Genomic DNA, 24,342 nt, shown 5'->3' with positions numbered 1-24,342 from the left:
CGCAAACTTGAATTTTTTGAGGCGACCTTTTCTCGCTTGCTGTCCAAGCGGGAAACTCTGATGATAGTATGTGCTATGTCAATCAAAAACATTACTAAGTTAAAGCGTATGGAAAAAAATTTGAAGGTAGTCAGGTTCTTGCTTGCCAGTCGAACAAAACAATTCACTGCTAGATTCATATGCACCTATTTTTTAACTCTATATTGTCATTTCGGCAATGCATCCGCGGCCGAACTTCCCCAAACTATAGAAATGGTCAGGCCTTCCATAGTAGCTATCGGAACCATATTACATACTCGCGCACCACCAGCCAATTTTCTTGGAACTGGATTTGTTGTAGGTGATGGCAATCATATTATTACCAATGCTCATGTCGTTCCGCGAGATTTACAAACGGAAAAAAAAGAATCGTTAGCTGTTTTTGTTGATCGCGGTGCCTCAGCCAACGCTCGCTCAGCAACTATAGTCAAGATTGACCTCGAGCATGATTTGGCGCTGTTAAAAATTAGTGGCCAACCCTTACCAGCTTTGGTGATCGGGGATTCGAATACTGTCAAAGAGGGGGAAGCAGTTGCGTTTACTGGATTTCCCATTGGCATGGTCTTGGGACTTTACCCGGTGACGCACCAAGCCATAATTTCGGCTATTACTCCTATCGTCATCCCAGCATTAACCTCAAAACGGCTGGACATCAAAACAATCAAGCGGCTCCGCGCACCCTATTCTGTTTTTCAACTGGATGGAACTGCATATCCCGGGAATAGTGGAAGCCCGCTGTTTGATCCTAAGACTGGCAAGGTATTGGGCGTCATTAATATGGTATTCGTAAAAGCCACTAAAGAAAATGTGTTAACCGATCCGAGTGGTATTTCATATGCCATTCCCAGCAAATATATCCATGCAATCATGAAGCAATAAATGCTTTGGCTTATCTGTGTTAGAAAGTCGTCATTGCTTTGTGTGGTGACGCATTAGTTAAAAAACATATTTATATCTAAATATGGATAAATGATGGAAAACCTGACTTGGCAGAATCACTTCTATACGATTTCATATCAAACAAGTAGAGGTAATGTGGTTCATAAATCCTGCAAACCCTGAAATCCTATAGATGCCTCATGACGGCGTCAGCAACGATCCAAACCCGATTTAGAGGACGCCTCTAAAAACCCAAGTTTCTAAGCAATACAAGGCACGAGTAAAAAGTTGAAGAGCGGAATATATTTGATATGTAAACGATAATTTTTTTTGAGTATCCCCGTAATTTTAGCAACGGGGTAAAAAGGAAAGCTGCAAAGCGGCGGCTCGCCAAATTGGATTTTTAAAGGTGCACAGGAAATATCCATTTTGATGAACTCATGGACTATCGCCAACAGCCCATCCAGATGTATCATAAGCATGAGTGCAGCTCGACTATCTCTCAGCTGCATAGATCCTGATGTTTTCAATCAGAACCATATACAAACACAACATTGGATACGAAGACACAGAAATCGCCAGCTAAGCGCATGATTTCTCGGCTCGTTGTGACAATAGGTGGCAACACTTACGGTATGTATGATTGGCTCATCCGCATGTTAGTTACTTAAACCAGCAGATAATAATTTAATGCTTTAAATTATGTTGTTATACATAAGACCCTACATAATAAATTTAAAATATATTCAAATAGTTGCGCCAACTCAAATAGCCAGAAATTACATATATAGATTGATCAAATTAATAGTTATTTAACATAACAAATTTAGTTGGATACCTTGCGCGAAATTTGCCAGCCGCGATGATTCACTAGTCAGACTGCCTGACAAACGGGGTCAACCTGGACTGAAATAAGTAACAGCAAAATGACGCAAGTACTAATGAGCATCACGCTTATTCGCAAAGTGGCTGGTTACAATTTAACTACAATGTAGTTATAATAGTTATAATAAAGGTTTGAAATTGGTGCGTATTTTTGACACTCATTGGTGCGTATTTTTGACACTCATTGGTGCGTATTTTTAACATTCCAAGTGTCAATTAGATATTTTTCAGGAATCCAAGTTGAATATGCAGGACATTAAGAAACCTACTCTTTTGCCAACACCAACTGAAAACTCACTGCCATTGCGGCGTGCGGATTTCGCCACTCTGGCCGACGCGCTTGATTATGCCGCCACAGGAGAAACTGGCGCGAATTTTTATTCCGGCCGAGGCAAGCTTTCGGCGGTATTTCCGTATCGAACGCTACGTATGGAGGCTTTGGTACTGGCTCGGCGTTTACAATCTCTTTCGTTGAAACGGGGCGCGCGAGTCGCGGTGGTGGCTGAAACCAATCCGGATTTTCTGCGTTTTTTTTTCGCCTGTCAGTATTCAGGGTTGGTCCCAGTGGCTCTGCCGGCCTCGCTCAATCTCGGGGGTCATGAGGCCTACGTCGGCCAGTTACGAGGTTTATTGTTGGGCTGCGGGGCAGCGGTGGCAATAGCATCAAACAACTTCCTGCCGCTCTTGCGCGAGGCAGCCTTGAACATCGAGTTAGTCTTTTTGGGAACACCTGCCTCATTCGATAAGTTACCGGAACAACAAGGTGAACTGCAGCGCAGCAGTGCTACTGAAACAGCTTATTTGCAATACACGTCAGGGAGCACCAGCTTTCCTCGAGGTGTAGTGATCACACAGGAAACTGTGCTCAATAATCTGTTTGGGATAGCTAACCACGGCATCGACATGCGCCCCGATGATCGCTGCTTTTCGTGGTTACCGTTCTACCACGATATGGGACTTGTCGGTTGCATGCTAGTCACCGTGGCCACGCAGCGTTCGATCGATTATTTTGATACGCGTGACTTCGCCATGCGCCCGAGACGCTGGCTAGAGCTGCTGACCCTCACGCGGGCCACCCTATCAGCCAGCCCACCGTTCGGATATGAGCTGTGCTCACGCCGAATCCGCCCAGAGGATGTTGCGCAGTATGACCTGAGCGCCTGGCGTGTCGCCGGCATCGGCGCCGAGCCCATTCATACGGAACTAACCGATCGTTTTGCCAAGCTGCTGGCTCCGGCTGGTTTCGATCCGCGCGCCTTTGTTCCGTGCTATGGCATGGCTGAAAGTTCAGTAGCCATCAGCTTTTCGCCCTTAGGGCAGGGAATTATCGTTGATTGGGTTGATGCCGATCATCTCGCAAAACACTTGCGCGTCAGCCCGGCCGACGAGAACACGAGCCGAGTCACCGGTTTAGTCCGGTGCGGCGCGCCACTGCCCGGACATGAGATAAGCATTCGCGACGAGCACGAAAATGTGCTTCCAGACCTTCATATCGGTCGAATCAAGGTGCGTGGACCGAGCGTCATGTCAGGTTACTTCAAGAAACCGGAACAAACTCGAAAGGTGCTCTCGTCAGACGGCTGGCTTGACACCGGAGACCTCGGATATCTGGTTGACGGAGACATCGTCGTAACTGGCCGACACAAGGACGTGATCATCATCAACGGACGCAACATCTGGCCGCAAGATATTGAGCACATCGTGGTGCGACAACCCGAATTGAGATCGATGGACGTTTCAGCGTTTTGTGTACCCGGCCCGGATGAGGCGGATGTCGCCGTGGTAGTCGTACAGTGCAATGTCCGCGAAACAGAGGAGGTGCGTCTTTTATCGCATCGGCTGCATCGAAAAATTCACGAAGAGTTGGGCATTAATTGCCTGATCGAGCTTGTACCGCGGCACACACTGCCACGCACATCCTCGGGCAAACTGACTCGATCGGCGGCGCGGACAGGCTACTTGATCAGACAAGAAAGCAGAAACGCTCTCGCTGATATTAAAGAATTGCCGCAAGCCGAGCCTCAATTCCTAGCGGCAATGATGCGGGCCAGTGGCTGACAAACTCATACCGGCGACGGCAGAGCATCCAACAAATGACCGCGATCCAGATCCCCCTCAGTTAAATACCCGTTCCACGCTGGCCCTGACTGGGGCTACCGGATTCGTCGGTGCGGCCCTTCTTTCACATTTGACAGATGCGGGTTGGTGCGTTCGAGCCTTGTACCGACCCAAGAAAGGGCGCGTTCTACCAACTCTTCCTGGAGTGGAATGGATACCCGGAGACCTTGAAAACAAAGACGCATTAGACGCTCTAGTGGCCGGAACGCATGCCGTCATTCATTGCGCAGGAGCCGTGCGCGGCGCCAGTCACGACGACTTTGACCAAGTGAATGTAGAAGGAACTCGACGCGTCGCCTCGGCTGCAGCTCGCGAGGCACGGGCACCTCGCTTTTTGCTCATATCATCGCTGGCAGCGCGCGAACCGAAACTGTCTCCTTACGCTGGAAGTAAATGGCGTGGGGAAGATATCGTCAAAACCGCCTCAGCAGACATGCGCTGGACGGTGTTGAGGCCACCTGCAGTATTTGGCCCAGAAGATCGTGAGCTACTGCCATTGTTTCGCTGCATCGCTAACGGCTTCGCGCCACTGCCCGCTGGCGCAAGTAGGCGATTTTCCCTGATTTACGTTGAAGATCTGGCAGCCGCCGTGGTACGCTGGCTAGCCACGGACACGGGCTATGGTCAAACTTTCGAACTTCATGATGGACAGTCTGGCGGATACGATTGGGACACGGTACTGAAGATCGGCGGGCGTGTGTTGCGTGGAGGCGGACCAGTACGCCGCGTATCGATTCCTGTTCCCTTGCTCACACTTGCCGCACTTGCAAACTTCGCCACCGCTCGCCTGCTAGGATATGCGCCTATGCTGACCCCAGGCAAGGTTCGGGAACTTACGCATCCCAACTGGGTATGCGACAATTCCGATTTTTCGCGAATTACCGGCTGGCAACCGGCCATTGGGCTTGAACAAGGGCTTACGTACATCTTTGACAAAAATATCAAGAAATTACAGGAAAATTAATAATGGAATACCAACGTATCCTCACCAATCTTTACGACGGTTTGACATCGTTCACAAAAGGGAGCGTCGAAATTACTGAAGACACCGAACTAGTTGGCGACTTGAATCTGGATTCACTCCAAATTATGGAATTGCTGCTGTCCATCGAAGACCGTTTCGACATCTCCATTCCTGTAAGCATTCTTCCGGACGTAAAGACGGTGAGCGATCTTGCGATACAGATTGAAAAAATTACGCGTTCTGAGCAAGGCTAATCTGATGGGAATTTTTAACAAGTTTAAAAGCTTGGCAGCCAACCGGCTCGAGCTCGACACACTGGGCATAGACCCATTTGGTGTCCAAATTGATCATATCATTTCGCCGACCGAGGGACTTATCAACGGTCGGCACACCATCTTGGCAGGCACCAACAACTATCTCGGGCTGACCTTTGATCCCGATTGCATTTCCGCCGCGCGCACAGCACTAGAATTTGAGGGTACCGGTACGACAGGTTCGCGTATGGCCAACGGTAGCTACTCGGGACATCGCAAGCTCGAACAGGAGCTCGCCGAGTTTTACGGCAAGCGCGATACCATCGTATTTTCAACCGGCTATGCCGCCAATCTCGGCCTGTTGGCAGCGCTTGCCGGGCCGAATGACGTAGTGCTGCTCGACGCCGATTGCCATGCCAGCATTTATGATGGCTGCCGTTTGGGCGGAGCCGAAACGATACGCTTCCGCCATAACAACGCTCAAGACCTGGCAAAACGCATGCGCCGCCTTGGTGCTCGTGCCGCAAATGCCTTGATCGTGGTGGAAGGCATCTACAGCATGCTTGGCGACTTTGCTCCGCTCAAGGAAATCGTCGACGTAAAACGCGAACTCGGCGGCTATCTGTTGGTGGATGAGGCGCATTCGCTAGGCGTGCTTGGTGAACGTGGTTGCGGACTGGTCGAAGAGGTGGGCGTACTGGCGGATGCGGATTTCATTGTGGGCACTTTCAGCAAGAGTCTGGGGAGCGCGGGTGGCTTCTGCGTGAGCGACCACGTCGAGTTGGATCTAATTCGCTACTCGAGTCGGCCATTTATATTCACCGCATCCCCGTCACCTGCGACAATTGCCTCGACTCGCTGCGCACTTCGAAAGCTTGCCACCGAAAGCCACCTGCGCCAACGCCTGCACGACAACGCCAGTCGTCTGCATAAGGGCCTGACGGCGCTCGGATATACCTTAGGCGCGCCGCCTAGCCCAGTTATTGCCGTAGTACTTGACGGCAAGATGGAAGCACTGGAATTCTGGAACAATCTGCTACAACGCGGTGTCTATGTCAACCTGATGCTCCCGCCAGTAACTCCGAATGGAGTGTCGTTAATTCGCTGCAGTGTCAGCGCCGCGCACACCCCTGAACAAATTGACGCCGTTTGCGAGGCATTTGCCGAGTTACGGGCAGTGGCATAAATGTCTGCCATGACGGGCGCGCAAAACCCCAATCTCAAGGCCGATGTTTGCATTTGCGAAGGACATCCGCACAATGCAGACCACTGCACAACGTCGCAATACGGCACATGGCTGCACGCTAACCTATCCATGCGCTGAGGAACGCGCGTGAGCCAATCTGACCACAGCCCGCGCACGCAAAGCCCGATGCGCCGAGTGCTGGAAAATTTCGGCTTCCTGGTACGAGGTCGTGGTGTTGCTGCGCTATTGTCACTCGGTGCAACCGCGCTCATGGCGCGGGCACTAGGCCCCACCGAGTTCGGCCTGGTGGTGCTGATGCAGACCTATGTCCTGCTGGTACGCGGCTTGCTCAACTTCCAACCATTTGAAGCTGTGGTGCTGCATGGTGTACCGGCTCACGATGCTGATGACACCCGTACGCTACGCCGTTTGATCAAAGTTTGCCGACGAGTGGACCGCCGCACCACCCTCGTCGCCACTGCCCTGGGGCTGATTGCTGCACCTCTGATCGGACCGTCGATGGGCATGGACCGCGACCATGTAATTCTTCTCACTGCTTACAGTCTTGTTTTGCTGACCATCGGTAATGGCACCGCCAATGGTATTTTGCGACTGTTTAACCAGTTCGATGCTATAGGTAGGCAGATGGTTATTGGCCCTGCCATCCGATTTTCAGGAGTTTTGATCGTCTGGTGGCTCGACGGCCCACTATCGATGTTCGTCGCAACTCTGGCGATTGCTTATGCCACCGAAAATATTTATATGAGCTGGCGCGGCCGGCTTGAATACCGCCAGCGCATCGGCCGCCCGCCAGAGGGAGAGTTTGTCAGCGATGCAAATCTGGCTGAATTTTCCGGACTGCGCCATTTCTTGTGGATAAACTATTGGCAGTCGAACCTCGATCTTGTATACAAGAACCTTTCCATCATGCTAGCAGGTTACCTATTGGGACCAGCCGAAGCGGGACTGCTGCGTCTGGTGCGAGAATTTTCCAGCGTGCTGTCCAAACCATCCGCGCTGATTCGCCAAGTAGTATTTCCCGACCTGACTCGGAGCTGGAACCATGGCAGCACCGACTTCAACCAGGTTGCCTACCGCACCGCGCTGCTCGGTGGTAGCTTTGGACTGGTGTTCGTAACCGCCAGCTACTTCCTTGGCGACCAGCTTCTATCTACACTTATTGGCAAGGACTTTACCGCTGCAGCACCTGTACTTACTTGGATGTTACTGGCTGCCACATTTGACCTCACTACTGCGTCACTTCGCGCTGCAGCCTATGCCGCAGGCCATGCAGGTAAAGTGTTACTCATAAACGTGATTACAACAATCATCTACATAATAATGTTTGTTTCACTCACACTATGGATGGGTTTGATTGGCGCTGGCGTGGCGGCTTGCGTGGCTGCGGCACTGCCGCCACTCTTCATGGTAGCACTCATCCGCAAGAGTAAGCACAGCAGCACCAAATGAACGGCACTCGGCAGAAGTCAAATAATTATGACAAACCGTCCACTCCATATAGAGGCGGCCTTTAGTTTGTTGAGTTTCATCACATAGCCAGCCACTACTGTATGCAACGAAATAACTACACGACTGAGAATGCACCAAGCCAATCAAAGGATTGGCTACGCTGCCTGTACTGGGATTTCATCGCGCTGAGCAATAATACGGTTACACTCGTCCACATATATCAGCTGGGGATGAAATTTCTGCAATTCCAATTCGGTATACATTGCATAAGTGGCGATAATCAGAATATCGCCTGGGCTCGCCTTACGCGCCGCAGCACCATTCACCGAGATGATGCCGGAACCGCGTTGTGCACGGATAGCATAAGTGGTGAACCGATCACCATTGGTGACGTTATAAATATCGATCTGCTGATATTCACGGATATCAGCAGCATCTAACAAATCTTCATCGATTGCACACGAGCCTTCATAATGCAATTCTGAATGCGTCACATGTACACGATGTAATTTGGCTTTAAGCATGGTTCTTTGCATTGCGACCCCCTTCGGGAGAACAAGGGCAGGCATTATATAAGGACGCCTCTATAAATCCAAATTACGTCCCGATACTGCGCCACCCAAGATGTTCTTTTATTTATGTATTAAATTATTCGTTGTACTCAAATTTATTACGGGACTTCGATTGTGGCTTATCTTAATCTGTACCCGCCAGCACCCCAAAACGAAGCAACAGCTATTTCCTCATCCTTGAATCACCTATCTTTAAATACCTCCAGATTATCTATAAGCCGGGTCTTCCCCTGCCAAGCTGCAGCCAATATCACCAGCTTACACTCGCACGCTATTGGCTCAGCCAGGTTGGCTTGTGCGCGTATCGCCACATAATCGACCTGCCAACCACGCGCGGTAAGCACATCTATAGCTTGCTGTTCCAGTGTTAAATAATCCGTTGCGCCGTCAATGATAGCCAAGCGAATTCCAACAAGGGTTTGATATAGAAAAGTCGCTTCCGTTCGTTCTGCAACGTTCAAATACTGATTGCGCGAACTCAGCGCGAGGCCGTCCGATGCACGCACAGTGTCGCCACCGTTAATCTCTACAGGCAGATTCAATTGTGCCGTCATTAGGCGCATTAAATACAACTGCTGATAATCCTTTTTGCCAAATACCGCAATGTGTGGCTGCACAATGTTGAATAGCTTCAACACCACCGTCGCCGCGCCGCGAAAATGGCCGGGACGAGAAGCGCCACATAACTCATTAGCGATGGGCGGTAACTCTACTGCGACTTGCTGTGGCTGAGGATATAATTCACACTCATTCGGCGCAAATACCACATCCACCCCGCACTGTTCCAGCATTTTACAATCCTGCTCCAGTGCCCGCGGGTATGTGGAATAATCTTCATTCACGCCAAATTGTAGCGGATTGACAAATATACTTACCACCACAAACTGTCCTTGCTGGCGTGCAATTTGAACCAGATCAAGATGCCCCTGGTGCAAATTACCCATGGTTGGCACCAAAGCAATGCCGGTTATACCTCGCAAACTTTCGCGGAGTTCGGCAATGGTGTAAATCACTCGCATCGACATCCTTTAAAAAATAATTTCTTCTTCAAAAGCTGTGTTCTGCACTGGGAAAAGCGCCGGATTTCACCTCAATTACAAAACGCGCAACTCCGTCGGCAATGCCTTGCGCACCCAGCATATAATTCTTCACAAAGCGCGCTTTTTTGCCTGGATAAATATCCAGCATGTCGTGCAATACCAGCACTTGGCCGGAACAAGCCGTGCCAGCGCCTATGCCTATGGTGGGAATAGAAATATTGGCAGTAATTTCTGCAGCCAGCGACGCTGGCATAGCCTCCAATACCACCAGTCCAGCCCCAGCCTGCTCGACTATAATTGCATCTTGCAACAAACGCTGAGCGTCGGCATCATTCTTGCCCTGCACACGGTAACCTCCCATCTGGTGCACCGACTGCGGCGTAAGCCCAATATGGGCACATACTGGAATGCCACGCTCAGCAAGAAAAGAAATAGTTTCAGCCATCGACGCTCCACCTTCGAGCTTAATCATCTGTGCGCCTACTGCCATCAGGCGCGCTGCATTTTCAAATGTTTTTTCCGGGCTGACCTGAAAGGTGCCGAAAGGCAAATCGGAGATTATGAACGCCTGTTTCGACCCACGCGCCACACTAGCTGTGTGGTAAACCATTTCGTCCAAAGTCACTGGCAGGGTAGTCTCATGCCCTTGCAATACCATGCCGAGTGAGTCACCCACCAGCAGTATATCCACCCCGCCTGCCTCGAGCAGCGCCGCGAAGCTGGCGTCATAACAGGTCAATGCAGCGATTTTTTCGCCTTTGTCACATAACATCTGTAATGACCTCAATGTCGTTCGCATCATGCCCCTTTACTAAAGAATTCACGCTGTCCGCGCATCCCTTCGATACGCTGCAACAGTAAAGCGAAATCTTCGTCACTATCCACAAAATTCAAATTCTCACTATTCACGATAAATACTGGGGCTGTGTCGTAATGATAAAAAAAATCGCTATAAGCCTGTGCCAAACGCGTCAGGTAAGTATCAGTAATCTGCCGTTCGTAAGAAATGGCACGCCTGCGCACGCGCTCAATCAGAGCTTCCGACGAGGCTTGCAAGTAAATCACCAAGTCCGGTGCAGGCGCTTGCAATGCCAGACTGTGGTAGATATTCTGGTATAGCGCAAATTCATCATCGCTAAGATTTAAGCGAGCAAACAGTACATCTTTGTCGAACAAATAATCCGCCACGGTACTGTTACTAAATAAATCCAGCTGCGCTAAATGACGTACCTCATCAATACGCTGAAACAAGAAAAACAATTGAGTAGATAACGCGTGGCGCGCAGGATCTTCATAAAATCGCGCCAAAAAAGGATTTTCTTCGGGTTTTTCCAACAGCGCAGTCACTTCATAATGTTCAGCAAGACGGCGCGCCAAGCTGGTTTTACCCACCCCGATCGGCCCCTCGACCACTACGTAACGGTACTTATTAAACAGCATTTACTATCCGCTCCAATTGCTGATGTTTACAACCTAGCAATGCTTCTGCCACCGTACCTACGCCAGGAATAACACAATTCGGTGCAATTTCCAGTAAGGGGCACAATACAAATGCACGCAGATGCATCTGCGGATGAGGAATGGTCAGGCTGGGCTCATGATGACGCAAATCATCATACAACAGCACGTCCAAATCCAGCGTTCGCGGTGCGTTACAAAATTCTCGCGTGCGACCACACTCGCGCTCCAGTCCAAGAAGCGCATCCAGCAAAGCACGAGGGCTCAATGCAGTTTCCAATTGGGCTACCGCATTAATGAAGTCTGGCTGTTCGAGGTAGCCTAATGGCGCACTCCGATAGAACGAAGAACTTGCCAATACTCGGGTATGTGGCAAACTGGCTAACGCTCGCAAAGCGTGTAACACCTGATCGCACGGGCTGTCCAAATTACTGCCCAAGCCAATGAAAGCCGTATGTTTGGAATTCATTCTTAAATGTCCATTAAACGATTTCAGCAGGCTGTATGCAGTGAAGCGATTTCCATCGCATTTTAACAAAAGTCGGCAGGCTAAATGACGTGTACTGTTTACTTTCCCATCCGCAAATACAGGCTTCCTTGATACTCATCATTTGACAGGCAATTCCGCTTTTACGGTGGCACTCGATTTTTTGCGTCGACGGCGCTTTTTGACTACTTCGCCAGGCAATAACATATCAGCGCGACGCTCTTCCGAGGCATCCTGAAATTCGTCCCACCACAATCCCAGTTGCGAATCAAGCTCGCCACTTTCACAACGAAGCAGTAAAAAATCATAAGCAGCTCGAAAGTGCGGCTGAGACAACAAGCGATATGGCCGCTGCCCACCGCGCTGCCCGAAACGAGGTTGTAATAACCACATATCCTTCATGACCGCATCATAACGTCGCGGGATAGCGAGCTGCGCCCGCTGCCTGCTGAGCACCTCGTCCATCGCTGCATGTAGCGCTACGACGGGGCGCTCGCCAGCATCCTGATGCATTTTCCAGGCAGACAGCACATCGTGCCACAATAGCGCGGCGAACAGAAACGCAACCGATACAGATTTCTCATCATGGATACGCTGATCGGTATTCTGCAAAGCCAGCATGACGAACTTTTCACCCAAAGGCTGTTCCAGTATCACATCCAGCATCGGCAAAAGTCCATGGTGTAAATCCATAGATCGTAGTTTTTTAATGCATTCCAATGCATGGCCCGATAACAATAGCTTGAGCATCTCATCCAGCAAACGGGCCTGAGGTACGTTACCAAGCAATTCTTTCATTTTTGTGATGGGTGCGGCGGTAGCAGCCTCCAGCTCCATGCCCAGCTTAGCCGACAAGCGTACCGCACGTAGCATGCGCACTGGATCTTCGCGGTAACGCACGGCAGGATCACCGATCATGCGCAGGGTATTAGCGCAGATGTCAGCATAACCATTGTGGTAATCGTAAATTTCCTGACTCGACGGATCATAAAATAACGCGTTGGCGGTAAAATCGCGTCGCGCCGCATCCTGCTCCTGATCGCCAAATTCATTGTCACGCAACAATCGCCCATGCTCATCAGTTTCTGCGTCTTCACTCCCTATCTTGCAGCGAAAAGTGGAAGTCTCCACAGTTTCCTCGCCAAACAAGACATGTACCAATCGGAAGCGCCGTCCGATTATGCGTGAACGACGAAATACGCGGCGCACTTCTTCCGGTGTGGCGTCAGTTGCAACATCGAAATCTTTGGGGTGGCGATTAATTAGTAAATCACGCACCGCCCCCCCCACGACAAAAGCTTTGTAGCCTGCCACCTGCAGACCATCAGTCACCTTGCGTGCAGCGGGACTAATGCCATCGCGACTAACGCCATGCACATCAAAAGGTATAATGTGACATTTCCCTTCTATCCGAGTGCGGACAGATTTTCCGAACATGCGTTTGAGTAGTTTTTTTATCATCGTTTTCTACTGTGACAGATAGTGCCGCAACAAACTCGCGACAAAATCAGGAGTGCGGATTATACACCCGCAACAAACCAGCGCTCCCCCTCCACACACAGCTCGCGTAACGGGCACTGATACAGCGCCTCCAAGTGAACGCGCGTCAGCAACTCTTGCGCTGGACCATGTAACGCATGACCATCAGCAAACAGCATCAGCACATGATCGCAGCAACGTTGCGCCCATAGCGTGTCATGCAGCACCATCATAAGTGCGCAACCTTTCTCCTTCAACCGACTGAACACTTGCATCGACTGTGCCTGATGGCGCAAGTCAAGATGCTGTAATGGCTCATCCAGCAAATAACACTGTGCTCGCTGTGTCAACGCCTGAGCAATTGCAGCACGCTGCCGTTCACCGCCAGACAATGTATTGTATGGTTGTTGTGACAGCCTTTCCAATTCCATCTGCGCCAAAGCCTGCTGTGCTAGCGCTTCATCCTGTACGCTATAACCAAACAACGAGGCACGATGGGGAAAGCGGCCCAATAATACATATTCCTGAACATTCCCCCAGAACTCACCGCCTTCACTTTGCAGCAACACCCCAAGATGCTGCGCGAGGTTGCGCCGAGCGTGGTCGGCCAGTGCTACATCATTCAAACTCACCATGCCTGTTTGTGGCTTATGCAAGCCGGCCAACGTGCGCAGCAAGGTGGTCTTACCCACCCCGTTCTGCCCTAACACGCCCCAACATTCGCCTGGGCGAATCGTCATGTCAAGTTCACGGCATACCATTTTGCCACCTATCACTACTGTGAGTTTACGCGCTTCCAAAACCAGGTTATTAAATGCTTGCAACAAAGGCACCTTTAAAAATTAGATTTCCAAACCAGACAAAGCGCGAGTAAAAAATTTGAGCGCAGCATAGAATTAATATGTAAGCGATAATTTTTTTGAGTAACACAGTACTGTGACACAACGAAGTAAGCAGGCAAGCTGCTAAGCAGCTGCTCGCAGCATTGGATATCATGAGGCGTCCTCAACTTCGCCGGCTCAATAACCACAGCAAAACCGGCACGCCAAGCAACGCAGTGAATACACCCACAGGAAATTGCAGGGGCGACCACAATGTGCGTGCCAAAGTATCGGCTAACACCAAAAAGCTGCCGCCCAATAATGCCGACAATGGAATGAGCCAGCGGTGTGCGCTGACACCAATGAGGCGAATGGCATGCGGTATCATCAAGCCGACGAAACCGATGCTACCGCCGAGTTGCAGCGCCGTTACCGTAAGCACAGCAGCAGCGAAATATAATCCTGCCTGCCAGCGACCAACTGCCACCCCCAGTGCCGCAGCCTTGTCCAGCCCACCCGCCAGCACATCCAGCCCGCCAGAAAATACCGTGGCGCACAACCCTACTACCAGTAGCACAAGCCAGGCAAATGGCAAGCCTTGCGAACGGGACAAATCTCCCATCAACCAGAACAACATGCCCTTCACCTCCTCACCCTGCGCCAATGTCAACAGCAGACTGATCAGTGCACCACAACCGGCAGAAACCACCACGCCAGTAAGCAACAGGCGGTAAATGTTTCGTTCGCCGTGTCGAAAACCCAAACCAAACACCGCGACTATAGCCAGTGATGCGCCCGTAAACGAAGATAATTGAGTGGTAGCCAAACCAGCGCCAAGCAACATTGCAGCCAGCGCACCCACTGCAGCGCCACCAGAAATACCGAGGATATAAGGATCTGCCAGTGGATTACGCAACAATGCCTGTAGCAGTACTCCGGACAAAGCCAGCAACCCGCCACAAACAAATGCTGCCAGTACACGCGGCAAACGCAACTGCCACAACACCGTGGTAGCAGTGTCATCGTTATTGCCCAACAAAGCGTGCCACACCTCAATCGGTGTAAGTGGCAATGACCCGTTCATCAGGCCAAAGCCTATACTCATTGGAACTGTGCATAACAGCAGGGGGAAAAGGAGTCGTGGGGACATTATTTTTTAGTGTCAGCGATCAATAAAAAACGCACGATTTGACGTGCGCTATTTCAGGCAGCATTGATCAGTTAACTCTGTTGCCCTGCATAAACGCGTGCGGAGAACGTAATCAATCTTCTCATAAAGTCAAATAATGTGCTCCCTGAATATCACGCAAAATACTGATTATAGATAATTTTTCAGACTTACACCAGCCATCAACGCAACGTAATAATACGCCAGCCATGCTGTTCTGCATGCTTTCGTAATGTTGCATCCGGATCGACAGCTATCGGATTATTCACTTTCTTCAGCAATGGGAGGTCATTTAACGAATCACTGTAAAAAAAACTATCGGCAAAACTATCCCACGCCCACTCTCGTTGCGCCAACCAGTCTTCCAACCGGGTAATTTTTCCTTCGCGGAAGCATGGCACACCAGCCACACACCCAGTAAACTCACCGTCCTTTTCTTCCGGGTCGGTTGCAATCAGATGTTTCACGCCGAATTCCTTCGCAATCGGCGAGGTCACAAAACTATTAGTGGCAGTAATGATAATACACACGTCCCCCGCCGCACGGTGCTTTGCCACTAACGATTGCGCAAGGTCAGTTATCATGCCGCGCACCTTGTGCTGCATGAATTCGTCACGCCAGCCATTTAAAACTTTGCGCGAATGACGCGACAAAGGTTTTAACTGAAAATCGAGGAATTCAAAAATATCAAGCGTACCCGCTTTATATTGCTCATAAAAATTTAAGTTTTTCGCCTCGAATAGTTCGCGATCGAGCACGCCCTTTTCGATGAGAAACTGAGCCCACTCGAAATCACTGTCACCATTCAGCAAGGTGTTATCTAAATCAAATAGCGCAAGGTTCACACAGACTCCTGGTTAAAAATTTGCATCACTTCTTTAAGCAATGGCACCGAGGGCACACGCTGTAATCGCAAACACTGCGCATCCAGGGCATCCAGCAACCCGAGCAGCGCAGGCATATCACGCCGCCCATGACGCAACAGATATTTAGTTACCTCGCGCGGTAGAATGAAGCCGCGCGCTTGTCCATGCTGCTCCAATGCCTGCATCTTTTCTGCATCATTCAGCGCATGCACCTGATACACTAATCCCCAGCCCAATCGAGTACGCAGGTCGTCGCGCAAGGTCAAATGAGCCGGCACAGCTGCACCGCTTACCAGCAAAATGCCACCACTTTCGCGTACCCTATTATAAAGGACGAAGAGCGCAATCTGGGCTGCATCATCCAGCACCTCAACATCATCCACTGCGATCACTGTAACCATATCCGGCACAGTTCCCTGAGCAAAAACTGCGGACTGTCCCATCGAGCGTGCCTGCGCCACTATTGCCTGCATGAGATGGCTTTTACCACAGCCCACCTCGCCCCATATGTAAAAACACCGCTCATTCGAAGTGCCTGCCAATGCATGTTGCAATGCCGAGATCAATTCAACGTTACGGCCCGGTACGAAATTACTTAACGTGGGCAGCCAGTCCGGAGCGATATTCAATAATAATTGCGTCATAAAAAATGAATCACGATACCCGTATATAGACAACCACCATGCCTTGGACATGGTTCAATCTGACCATAAATTCTATCCCCGCACAGATAGGATCACGCAGCAAAAAAATAGCTCCCCTTGCAGTCTGGCGAAGCGTTGAATGATCATTTGGGGTAAAATATCGCCAACAAAATGGCCTGCACTGTATCCTGAAGAAAGCGAGAACTCAACTTGAGCGTACCAAATACCCTTTCCTACCGTGACGCCGGCGTAGATATAGCCGCAGGTGATCGTCTCGTGGAAAACATCAAACCATTCGCCAAACGTACTATGCGCCCGGAAGTTCTAAGTAGCATAGGTGGCTTTGGTGGATTAGTCGAAATTTCTAAAAAATACCGCGAGCCGGTGCTTGTATCTGGCACCGACGGCGTGGGGACTAAATTACGATTGGCATTCGAATTGAATCGTCACGATACAGTTGGCATCGACCTGGTTGGGATGAGCGTCAACGATATTCTGGTGCAAGGCGCAGAACCGCTGTTTTTCCTCGATTATTTCGCCTGTGGCAAGCTGGATGTCGATGCAGCCACCGAAGTCATCAAAGGCATAGCAGCTGGATGCGAACAAGCTGGTTGCGCGCTTATTGGCGGCGAGACCGCCGAAATGCCTGGCATGTATCCGGTGGGTGAATATGACCTCGCTGGCTTTGCTGTGGGTGTAGTGGAAAAAGCCAATATCATCACCGGCGCTGACATTCAGCCTGGCGACATAGTACTGGGGCTAGCCTCTAACGGCGCGCACTCCAATGGTTACTCGCTAGTGCGTAAAATCATTGAGCGCAGCCAGCCTGACCTCAATGCTAAATTTGATAGTGAGCGTACGCTGGCTGATTGCATTATGGCGCCCACACGCATCTATGTGAAACCATTGCTGGCGCTAATGCAAACCCTCCGAATAAAAGGTATGGCGCACATCACTGGTGGCGGACTGCTGGAAAATGTGCCGCGTGTGCTGCCTTCCAACGTCACCGCCGTGATTGACGGACAAGCTTGGCACACACCCAAGTTATTCGAATGGATCCGAGAACAAGGCAACGTAGCTCAACAAGAAATGTACCGTACCTTCAACTGCGGCATTGGCATGGTGGTAATCGTGGATCAAAGCAATGCCTCAGAAGCAATCACTCAGCTTGTCGCTGCTGAAGAAACCGTATGGCGCATAGGCACAATTGAAGCGCGAACAGGCGATGAACCACAAACCCGAATCTGTTAACGTGACGGAAAAATCGATCGTTATTCTGATTTCCGGCCACGGTAGTAACATGCGTGCGCTGCTGGAAGCCAACCTACCCTGCCGGGTAGCGGCAGTTATCAGCAACCGAGCCGATGCACCAGGATTGGAAATTGCCAAACAGTATGGGATCACAACGAGGGTCGTGGAGCATCACGGCCATCCAGACCGCGAATCTTTTGACACCGAATTATCCAGCTGCATAGACAGCTACCGGCCCGATCTGGTCGTGCTTGCCGGCTTCATGCGTATTCTCACCGCTCATTTCGTGGCAAGTTACCAGAACAGGCTTATTAACATCCACCCATCGCTATTACCCATGTATAGTGGCCTGAACACTCATGCACGCGCCCTTCAGGACGGCGTAAAAATCCATGGCTGCACCGTGCATTTCGTCACCAGCGACGTTGATCAAGGTCCCATCATCATTCAAGCCGCAGTACCGGTACTCATGGATGACACCTCGGCAACGCTGGCGGCACGCGTGTTGCATCAAGAACATCGCATTTTTCCGCAGGCCATCCGTTGGTTTTGCAACGACGACATAAGCCTGAATGCGGATGGCAAGGTGCGAATAAAAGGTCTGGAACAGCTCGGCCGCGCTCTAATCTCTCCGGAAATGGAATAAAATATGCGTCACATTATTTATCTAGCTGGTCTTTTACTTCTTATCAGTTCTGCTCCGCAAGTTCTATTCGCGGCTACTCCCTCCGTGCCCGTGCAGGCCACTCAGATTGACGCTCATTACGATGTGCTCAAAGGCAATATCAAAGTCGCTAGTGTTACAGAAACCTATACTCGCACACAGAGCGGATACCATATTGAGAGCGTAACCAAAGCAATCGGCTTGCTCGCCATGTTTAAACCAGAGGTCATCCATGTCACCAGCGAAGGCACTCTGACAGAAAAAGGCTTACGCCCACTCACTTATATCCAGAAGCGCAAACTCGATACTGAGCGCAATACGCGCGCTGACTTTGACTGGAAGGCTAAACAAATCACACTGACTGACCGCGCTGGAAAACGCACGCTACCGCTACCAGCTGGAACTCAAGACCGACTAAGCGCCATGTACCAGTTTATGTTCGCGCCGCTACAAAATTCCACCGAGCTCAAATTTAAAATGACTAACGGCAGCAAGGTCGATGATTACAGCTATCGCATTATGCCTGACCAAAATATTACGACTCCGCTTGGCACATTCAAGACATATTACGTAGCCAACCCGCCGCAAGATGGTGAAAATCGAACTGAAATCTGGCTGGCAACACAACACGGTAATTTTCCTTACAAGATGACCGTCACCGAGCCTGACGGCGCCCAACTCACGCAGATGTTGAGCAAAATAAACTTCAAGTAGCAATCATTGGGCTACCTATGTAATGAATTCTGGCAAGCCCGCCAGCCGCATCACGCTTACTCATACGTGCAGCACTGTGGCACTTTCATGTTGTCATTTCTGACATTCGTGCCACAGACGAATAAGAAATTCAGAAACCATGAAGCCCTGTCCTGTAAACTTCGCCTCTGAAATTCTGTGATTGTTTCCATAACTTTATCGAGTACTTTAATCCTAATTCAATACCATGCTACTGACCGAATATCGCCTAGATCTCGTTATCCAAGCCCTGCGCAGTATTCTGCCGCTGGAACATCCCGCTGACGCTATGCTGCGCCAATTTTTTAAACGCGAACGTATTGGCTCCAACGAACGCGCGCTAGTGGCAGAAACGGTGTTCGGCGTGTTGCGTCACCGCCTGTTTCTGAAACATGCCTGCATTGATCAGGCTACGCCACGTCGTATGGCACTGGCCTATTGGGTCAAATTCAGTGGCTATAACCTGCGCGAACTCACCCCACTTCTGAAGCGCGATGAAAGTGACTGGCTGGGGCAAGTAAAAGCCATCAACCTTGCCGAATTACCTTTGTCGGTACAAGCTGAACTGCCAGAATGGTTGGTCGAACAACTGCAAATATCAATGACGGATGAAGCCATCCTTATACTGGGTCGCTCCATGCAGCAGCCTGCCCCACTGGATTTGCGCGTCAACACTTTTCTCACCACGCGCGACGAGGTGCTGCAAACATTACAGGCAGAGGGCATGGACGCGCAAGCCATGCCCTACTCCCCCATCGGCATCCGCCTCAAGGACAAGCCCTCACTCACCAAGCACCCGCTGTTCCTCGCTGGAAAAATAGAGGTACAGGACGAAGGCAGCCAGCTGCTTGGATTTCTTCTCGCACCCAAGCGCAATGATATGGTCGTAGATTTTTGCGCCGGTGCTGGAGGTAAAGCACTCATGCTGGGTGCCATGATGCAGTCTCAAGGCAGGTTGTATGCTCTGGACGTATCCGAAAAACGACTGGCCAACCTTAAGCCACGTCTAAAACGTTCGGGGCTTAGCAACCTGCATCCGCAACTCATAGCACATGAAAAAGACAGCAAAATAAAGCGTCTGGCGGGCAAAATAGACCGTGTTCTTGTAGATGCGCCGTGTAGCGGATTAGGCACACTGCGCCGCAGTCCGGACATAAAATTCCGCCAATCGTCTCAAAGCGTAACCGATTTCACCCAGTTGCAAACCGCTATCCTGGCCTCTGCCAGCAAATTACTCAAACCCGGCGGCCGTCTGGTCTATACCACCTGTAGTTTTCTGCCGCAGGAAAACCGCGCCATAGTCGATGCATTTCTTGCCGACCATCCTGAATTTACGTTACGTCCTGCGGGAGAAATTCTCGCACAACAAAAAATTCCGCTGGATGCAGAAGACTGCATGCAACTAATGCCGCAACTGCATAGCACCGACGCCTTCTTCGCAGCGGTACTGGAAAGGGTAAAAACGGTTGCCCCGATCGACATCGTTGCTGCCTGAATTCGAAGAGAATAACCGGAGATATATTCGACCAGTTTTACTGATATAAACTGCTTCACCTATTTTGCTGCATTTTCTTGACTGAGTGCCATGCTGGATTTCACCGAATACACCAAGATTTTTATCAGTCTGTTCGCCATCCTTGATCCGATCGGGATCATCCCTGTCATCATTCTGTTTACCTCCAGCATGACGGCGCCAAAACGAGCCCAGATTGGCCGTATCGCATCGCTAGCAGTATGCGCCATTTTGCTGGTTGCGTTATTGATAGGCCAACCACTACTGACTTTTTTCGGTATCAGCATCAGCTCATTTCGCGTGGCGGGCGGCATTCTGCTGATGTTAATGGCCTTCAAAATGTTGAATGGAAACCTCTACACATCCATCGAAGCTGATAATGACAATGTTGGAGGCGGAACTAGCTCGATACATGCCATCGTGCCGTTATCCATTCCACTACTGGCCGGGCCCGGCTCCATCAGTGCGGTGATTCTGGAGGCACACAAGGCACACGGCATTGAGCATTATTTAATCATGAGCGTGGTAATTATTTTACTCAGCGTAACGGTCTGGCTAACATTCTTGATTGCACCATGGGTAGCGCGACGTTTGGGCAAGATTGGCATTGACGTATTTACTCGACTAATGGGTTTGGTGCTTGCGGCCATTTCGGTGGAGTTCATTGCGGGAGGAATACGCGGGTTATTCCCTGCCCTTGCCTAATTCGGGCGGTTTGCACAGCAGGTTTCACGCGATGCCGATGATGATACCGTGCTGGCATGTGCGCTGGCCGCACATGCCGATTTGACCGTGCCGGGGGAGGATGGCTTGCTCGTGCTCAATCAGTTTCAGGAGATACGGATACTAACGGCGGCTCAGGCGGTGAAGCTGATCAGCAGCTGACACGCAATAGCAACTAAAGTAAAACCCACTGGTTACCGGGGAAACGGAGATGGGTGGTTTTCTATTTATTAAAAAATAAGCAAGAGGTATTGTAGTGCTTGGCTAAACTTGACCCAATACTGTTCAGAAAGCGCGCTTGTAGGAGTGTTTTTTTGTTCAGGAATCCCCCCAGAAATTTTGCAGGTGATGTTGGGCTTCGCAAGCTCAGCACCAACCTACGGTAGCCCAGGCTACGCTTGCTTTGGTAATGGTAAGAACAGATATTTTTAGTAAATGGAATTGTTCTAGTTGCTTTGTACCCTCCCATACCATTTACTATGAGATAGACTCAGCTGATAAAGTTAATATTATTGTTGTCCTAACATCATTCCAATGGAGCCACGAAATCTGAGCTAAACCAGATTTTAAGAGCTCCCGTGCTTCACTATCGTCTTAGATAATAATTATTTTTAAACTAGGAGTAATTGCTATGGAAAAGAAAAGTAGTTCATTTTCCCGCCGAAACTTTTTTAAAACCAGTTTTGGTACATTAGGAGCAGTATCTGGAACTTTGGCTGCCAAATCAGTTTTTGGCCAAGCTTTAAACTTGGAAACACCAAGACAAACACTGGGTCCATTTTTCCCGGATGACGGAGACCCTGTAAAAGAGATTAGAGAAAATCTTGATTTCCGACTTCCAATCAGTGAAGCCAACGACAACGATCTCACATTTTTAAACGGACATAAAGGAAAAGCCCAAGGACAAATTGTTTATTTGAAAGGTAAGGTTCTGTTAAATAAAGGTAACGGTACGAGAGAACCACAACCAGGAGCAGTCATCATCATGTGGAATGCCTCGGCTTCGGGCCGCTACAACCACCGGGGAGACACGGAAACAACGCGATTCAAGCATCCCAAAACCGGAAAACTTATCGAAAGAACCCATGACGAAAATTTTCAATATTGGGGTCGTTGCATCACTGACAAACAGGGCAACTACTGGTTCAAGACCATCGTTCCGGGATTTTATCCCGTGGATTTAGAGGATGGGTGGTATCGCCCGCCTCATTTACATTTTATGGTCACAGCGCCTGCCATCCCACAGTTAGTAACGCAACTGTACTTTAAAGGAAATCAGGTTATAGATAATGATTTTATCCAAGAGTTAAATGCAAAAGATGGAATTCTAAGAAGCGGACGTCTAAAAGCTGAAGAACAAGAAAACCTTGTAGTTAAATATCAGAAGGATACCACTGGGAAAATCACTGATGGATTGGTGGGAAATTATGACTTTGTTCTAAGTTTGTAGGAAAACAAAATTCTAAACACTTAAAGGTTCAAACAATATGGAATAGAGTTCTGGGGACATATCACCAGATGACGGAGGCGGCAATTCAGACTCAAGCGAACGCGTTACCAAGCACGCGTAGCCTGGGCTACCGTAGGTTGGCGCTGAGATTGCGAAGCCCAACATCTCAAGTAAAACACAGGGTCAAATCTAGCCGAATAGCACAATCCCCTCTTGTTCTCCTTCAATAAACAAAAAACCACCCACCTCCGCGAGTGGCTTCTTTTTTAGCTGGTAAAAGTGGATTGCTTTAAACCGTCTTTCTTAGGCTTCTCTTCATAGTTCATAAACACAAATAATTCTGTGGACACATTACTTATTTGCGTAAGAAATTAAGTAATGTATCCACAGAATTTACGTTAATGGTAGACCCCGTGCTTCCTGCTTGATAAAGTTGAATCCATTTTACCAGGGCACCGTGAAAGACTATTCCCACCCACTACAGTGTTTGGAAATAAAAATACCGTCTGACTATCCTCAACACCCAAGTGGCGGCATACGATGAAGCGGTTGAAAATTACATCTAATATAATAAATCAGATAGTTAATTAATAATGCATCTAGATGCTTGGCACATATCTGCGAGAGGCGCACATGCAGACACACCGCATTGCTTCAACTGAAACTACGCTCGATTTCGATGCAGCCATGTGGCGTGCTGACGCATGAGCACTGACAGTAGGCGGCTGGCTGTTGCACTCCTGTTTTCCCTCCTGTTTCACATACTGCTTTTGAGTTTGACCTTCGGTGGGAAGGACTTTGGGCTGCCGGGCATGGGCACCCCTTGGCAAGAGCGACGGATAGCGGCGCCCGATCTGTACGTCGTGCTCAAGCCGGCGAAAGTCGCAGTTGCGGAGCCGGAAAGTACGCCGGTAAAGGCGCCGCTGCAGCAACAAGCATCAAGCGAGCAGGCTGTTGCCGGTGAACTGGCGCCCACGCAGCCACCTTTTCCAGCAGTGATCTCGATGGATCGGGCCGACAAGGCTACATGGGTTGTGCCACCCCATTCACTGGGGCTAAAGCCTGCTGTTGTGGATGCGCCAAGCGCTTCGATCCCAGAGACCGTGTTACCGGAACCTCCAGATGCCGGAAATGGTGCGCAGTCTCGAGCCGCACCAGAGGTGCGAAAGCGAGCCGATAAAGTGGACAAGTTTGTTCCTCCTGAACGTGAAGCGCAACAACAGGTGGAGGCAGAACATCAGGAGATCGCGCGTCAGAAAGCAGCACGCATCGAGACTGCACGGCTAGAAGATGAACGTCTGGAAACTGCGCGACTGACAGCGGCAAAGCTGGAGGCGAAAAATCAGGAGGTCGCGCGTCAGAAAGCAGCACGCATCGAAGCTGCACGATTAGAGGCTGAACGTCTGGAAACCGCGCAACTGACGGCGAAAAAGCTGGAGGCGCAACGTCAGGAAGCAGCACGTATCGAGGCTGCACGATTGGAGGCTGAACGCCTGGAAACCGCGCGTTTGACAGCAGCAAAGCTGGAGGCACAACGTCAGGAAATCGCGCGTCAGGAAGCTGCACGCATCGAGGCTGCACGACTGGAGGCTGAACGCCTGGAAACCGCGCGATTGACAGCAGTAAAGCTGGAGGCGCAACGTCAGGAAATCGCGCGTCAGGAAGCTGCACGTATCGAG

General features: G+C 50.0%; 24 protein-coding genes. 14 read left to right on the top strand and 10 right to left on the bottom strand.

Annotation, left to right across the window (positions count from 1 at the left end):
* The first annotated feature begins 75 nt into the window (after nt 1-75).
* From MJ770_RS14730 to MJ770_RS14700, 7 genes are all read left to right on the top strand, one after another.
* The gene (locus MJ770_RS14730) at nt 76-918 is read left to right on the top strand and encodes a S1 family peptidase (protein ID WP_239255922.1); all 843 of its coding nucleotides are present in this window, start codon (nt 76-78) and stop codon (nt 916-918) included.
* 1,131 nt (nt 919-2,049) lie between these two features.
* Entirely contained in the window at nt 2,050-3,861 is a 1,812-nt protein-coding gene (locus MJ770_RS14725) for a fatty acyl-AMP ligase (protein ID WP_239255920.1), read from the top strand.
* Nucleotides 3,854-4,885 carry an NAD-dependent epimerase/dehydratase family protein gene (locus tag MJ770_RS14720; RefSeq protein WP_239255918.1) on the top strand — a complete coding sequence of 344 codons (1,032 nt, stop codon included), beginning with the start codon at nt 3,854-3,856 and terminating at the stop codon, nt 4,883-4,885. The genes MJ770_RS14725 and MJ770_RS14720 overlap by 8 nt, the downstream gene beginning before the upstream one ends.
* A gap of 2 nt (nt 4,886-4,887) precedes the next feature.
* The gene (locus tag MJ770_RS14715; protein WP_239255916.1) at nt 4,888-5,139 is read left to right on the top strand and encodes an acyl carrier protein; all 252 of its coding nucleotides are present in this window, start codon (nt 4,888-4,890) and stop codon (nt 5,137-5,139) included.
* A gap of 4 nt (nt 5,140-5,143) precedes the next feature.
* Nucleotides 5,144-6,325 (top strand): serine palmitoyltransferase, encoded by a 1,182-nt coding sequence (gene spt, locus MJ770_RS14710; protein ID WP_239255914.1) that lies wholly within the window; start codon nt 5,144-5,146, stop codon nt 6,323-6,325.
* Nucleotides 6,326-6,463 (top strand): hypothetical protein, encoded by a 138-nt coding sequence (locus tag MJ770_RS14705; protein WP_239255912.1) that lies wholly within the window; start codon nt 6,326-6,328, stop codon nt 6,461-6,463.
* A gap of 9 nt (nt 6,464-6,472) precedes the next feature.
* Nucleotides 6,473-7,795, top strand: a complete 1,323-nt coding sequence (locus MJ770_RS14700) for a lipopolysaccharide biosynthesis protein (RefSeq protein ID WP_239255910.1) — start codon at nt 6,473-6,475, stop codon at nt 7,793-7,795.
* Between the two features lie 155 nt (nt 7,796-7,950).
* On the opposite strand, the gene panD is transcribed toward MJ770_RS14700, so the two are convergent.
* The 10 genes from panD to hda form a co-directional block, all read right to left on the bottom strand.
* Complete coding sequence (gene panD / locus MJ770_RS14695) at nt 7,951-8,331, bottom strand: aspartate 1-decarboxylase (protein WP_239255908.1); 381 nt, start codon at nt 8,329-8,331, stop codon at nt 7,951-7,953.
* 218 nt (nt 8,332-8,549) lie between these two features.
* The gene (gene panC, locus MJ770_RS14690) at nt 8,550-9,386 is read right to left on the bottom strand and encodes a pantoate--beta-alanine ligase (RefSeq protein WP_239255906.1); all 837 of its coding nucleotides are present in this window, start codon (nt 9,384-9,386) and stop codon (nt 8,550-8,552) included.
* Nucleotides 9,387-9,414: 28 nt separating this feature from the next.
* Complete coding sequence (gene panB / locus MJ770_RS14685) at nt 9,415-10,206, bottom strand: 3-methyl-2-oxobutanoate hydroxymethyltransferase (protein ID WP_239255931.1); 792 nt, start codon at nt 10,204-10,206, stop codon at nt 9,415-9,417.
* Complete coding sequence (locus tag MJ770_RS14680) at nt 10,206-10,847, bottom strand: deoxynucleoside kinase (protein ID WP_239255904.1); 642 nt, start codon at nt 10,845-10,847, stop codon at nt 10,206-10,208. Before MJ770_RS14680 ends, panB begins: the two co-directional genes overlap by 1 nt.
* Nucleotides 10,837-11,334, bottom strand: a complete 498-nt coding sequence (gene folK / locus MJ770_RS14675) for a 2-amino-4-hydroxy-6-hydroxymethyldihydropteridine diphosphokinase (protein WP_239255902.1) — start codon at nt 11,332-11,334, stop codon at nt 10,837-10,839. Before folK ends, MJ770_RS14680 begins: the two co-directional genes overlap by 11 nt.
* 138 nt (nt 11,335-11,472) lie before the next feature.
* Nucleotides 11,473-12,813 carry a polynucleotide adenylyltransferase PcnB gene (pcnB, locus tag MJ770_RS14670; protein WP_239255900.1) on the bottom strand — a complete coding sequence of 447 codons (1,341 nt, stop codon included), beginning with the start codon at nt 12,811-12,813 and terminating at the stop codon, nt 11,473-11,475.
* Between the two features lie 59 nt (nt 12,814-12,872).
* On the bottom strand, nt 12,873-13,655 hold the full coding sequence (locus MJ770_RS14665) for an ABC transporter ATP-binding protein (protein ID WP_239255898.1): 783 nt from the start codon (nt 13,653-13,655) through the stop codon (nt 12,873-12,875).
* Nucleotides 13,656-13,836: 181 nt separating this feature from the next.
* Nucleotides 13,837-14,757: a FecCD family ABC transporter permease gene (locus tag MJ770_RS14660; protein ID WP_256448841.1), complete on the bottom strand. Its 921-nt coding sequence runs from the start codon at nt 14,755-14,757 to the stop codon at nt 13,837-13,839.
* Nucleotides 14,758-15,002: 245 nt separating this feature from the next.
* Nucleotides 15,003-15,665, bottom strand: coding sequence for an HAD family hydrolase (locus MJ770_RS14655; protein ID WP_239255894.1), 663 nt, complete (start codon nt 15,663-15,665; stop codon nt 15,003-15,005).
* On the bottom strand, nt 15,662-16,381 hold the full coding sequence (gene hda, locus MJ770_RS14650) for a DnaA regulatory inactivator Hda (RefSeq protein WP_239255892.1): 720 nt from the start codon (nt 16,379-16,381) through the stop codon (nt 15,662-15,664). The genes MJ770_RS14655 and hda overlap by 4 nt, the downstream gene beginning before the upstream one ends.
* Nucleotides 16,382-16,540: 159 nt before the next feature.
* Here hda and purM point away from each other — a divergent pair, with 159 nt between their 5' ends.
* The 7 genes from purM to MJ770_RS14615 form a co-directional block, all read left to right on the top strand.
* Nucleotides 16,541-17,581 carry a phosphoribosylformylglycinamidine cyclo-ligase gene (gene purM, locus MJ770_RS14645; RefSeq protein WP_239255890.1) on the top strand — a complete coding sequence of 347 codons (1,041 nt, stop codon included), beginning with the start codon at nt 16,541-16,543 and terminating at the stop codon, nt 17,579-17,581.
* Nucleotides 17,556-18,227, top strand: coding sequence for a phosphoribosylglycinamide formyltransferase (gene purN / locus MJ770_RS14640; RefSeq protein ID WP_239255888.1), 672 nt, complete (start codon nt 17,556-17,558; stop codon nt 18,225-18,227). Before purM ends, purN begins: the two co-directional genes overlap by 26 nt.
* A gap of 3 nt (nt 18,228-18,230) precedes the next feature.
* Nucleotides 18,231-18,959, top strand: coding sequence for a DUF3108 domain-containing protein (locus MJ770_RS14635; RefSeq protein ID WP_239255886.1), 729 nt, complete (start codon nt 18,231-18,233; stop codon nt 18,957-18,959).
* Between the two features lie 226 nt (nt 18,960-19,185).
* Nucleotides 19,186-20,472, top strand: coding sequence for an RsmB/NOP family class I SAM-dependent RNA methyltransferase (locus tag MJ770_RS14630; RefSeq protein ID WP_239255884.1), 1,287 nt, complete (start codon nt 19,186-19,188; stop codon nt 20,470-20,472).
* Between the two features lie 90 nt (nt 20,473-20,562).
* On the top strand, nt 20,563-21,195 hold the full coding sequence (locus MJ770_RS14625; protein ID WP_239255882.1) for an NAAT family transporter: 633 nt from the start codon (nt 20,563-20,565) through the stop codon (nt 21,193-21,195).
* 649 nt (nt 21,196-21,844) lie between these two features.
* Complete coding sequence (locus MJ770_RS14620) at nt 21,845-22,663, top strand: dioxygenase family protein (RefSeq protein WP_239255880.1); 819 nt, start codon at nt 21,845-21,847, stop codon at nt 22,661-22,663.
* Between the two features lie 704 nt (nt 22,664-23,367).
* On the top strand, nt 23,368-24,342 hold a 975-nt coding region (locus tag MJ770_RS14615; protein ID WP_239255878.1), incomplete at its 3' end, for a hypothetical protein.

The sequence above is a fragment of the Candidatus Nitrotoga sp. M5 genome (assembly GCF_927904885.1).
GTDB lineage: Bacteria > Pseudomonadota > Gammaproteobacteria > Burkholderiales > Gallionellaceae > Nitrotoga.
This window is presented reverse-complemented; position numbering and strand designations above follow the sequence as displayed.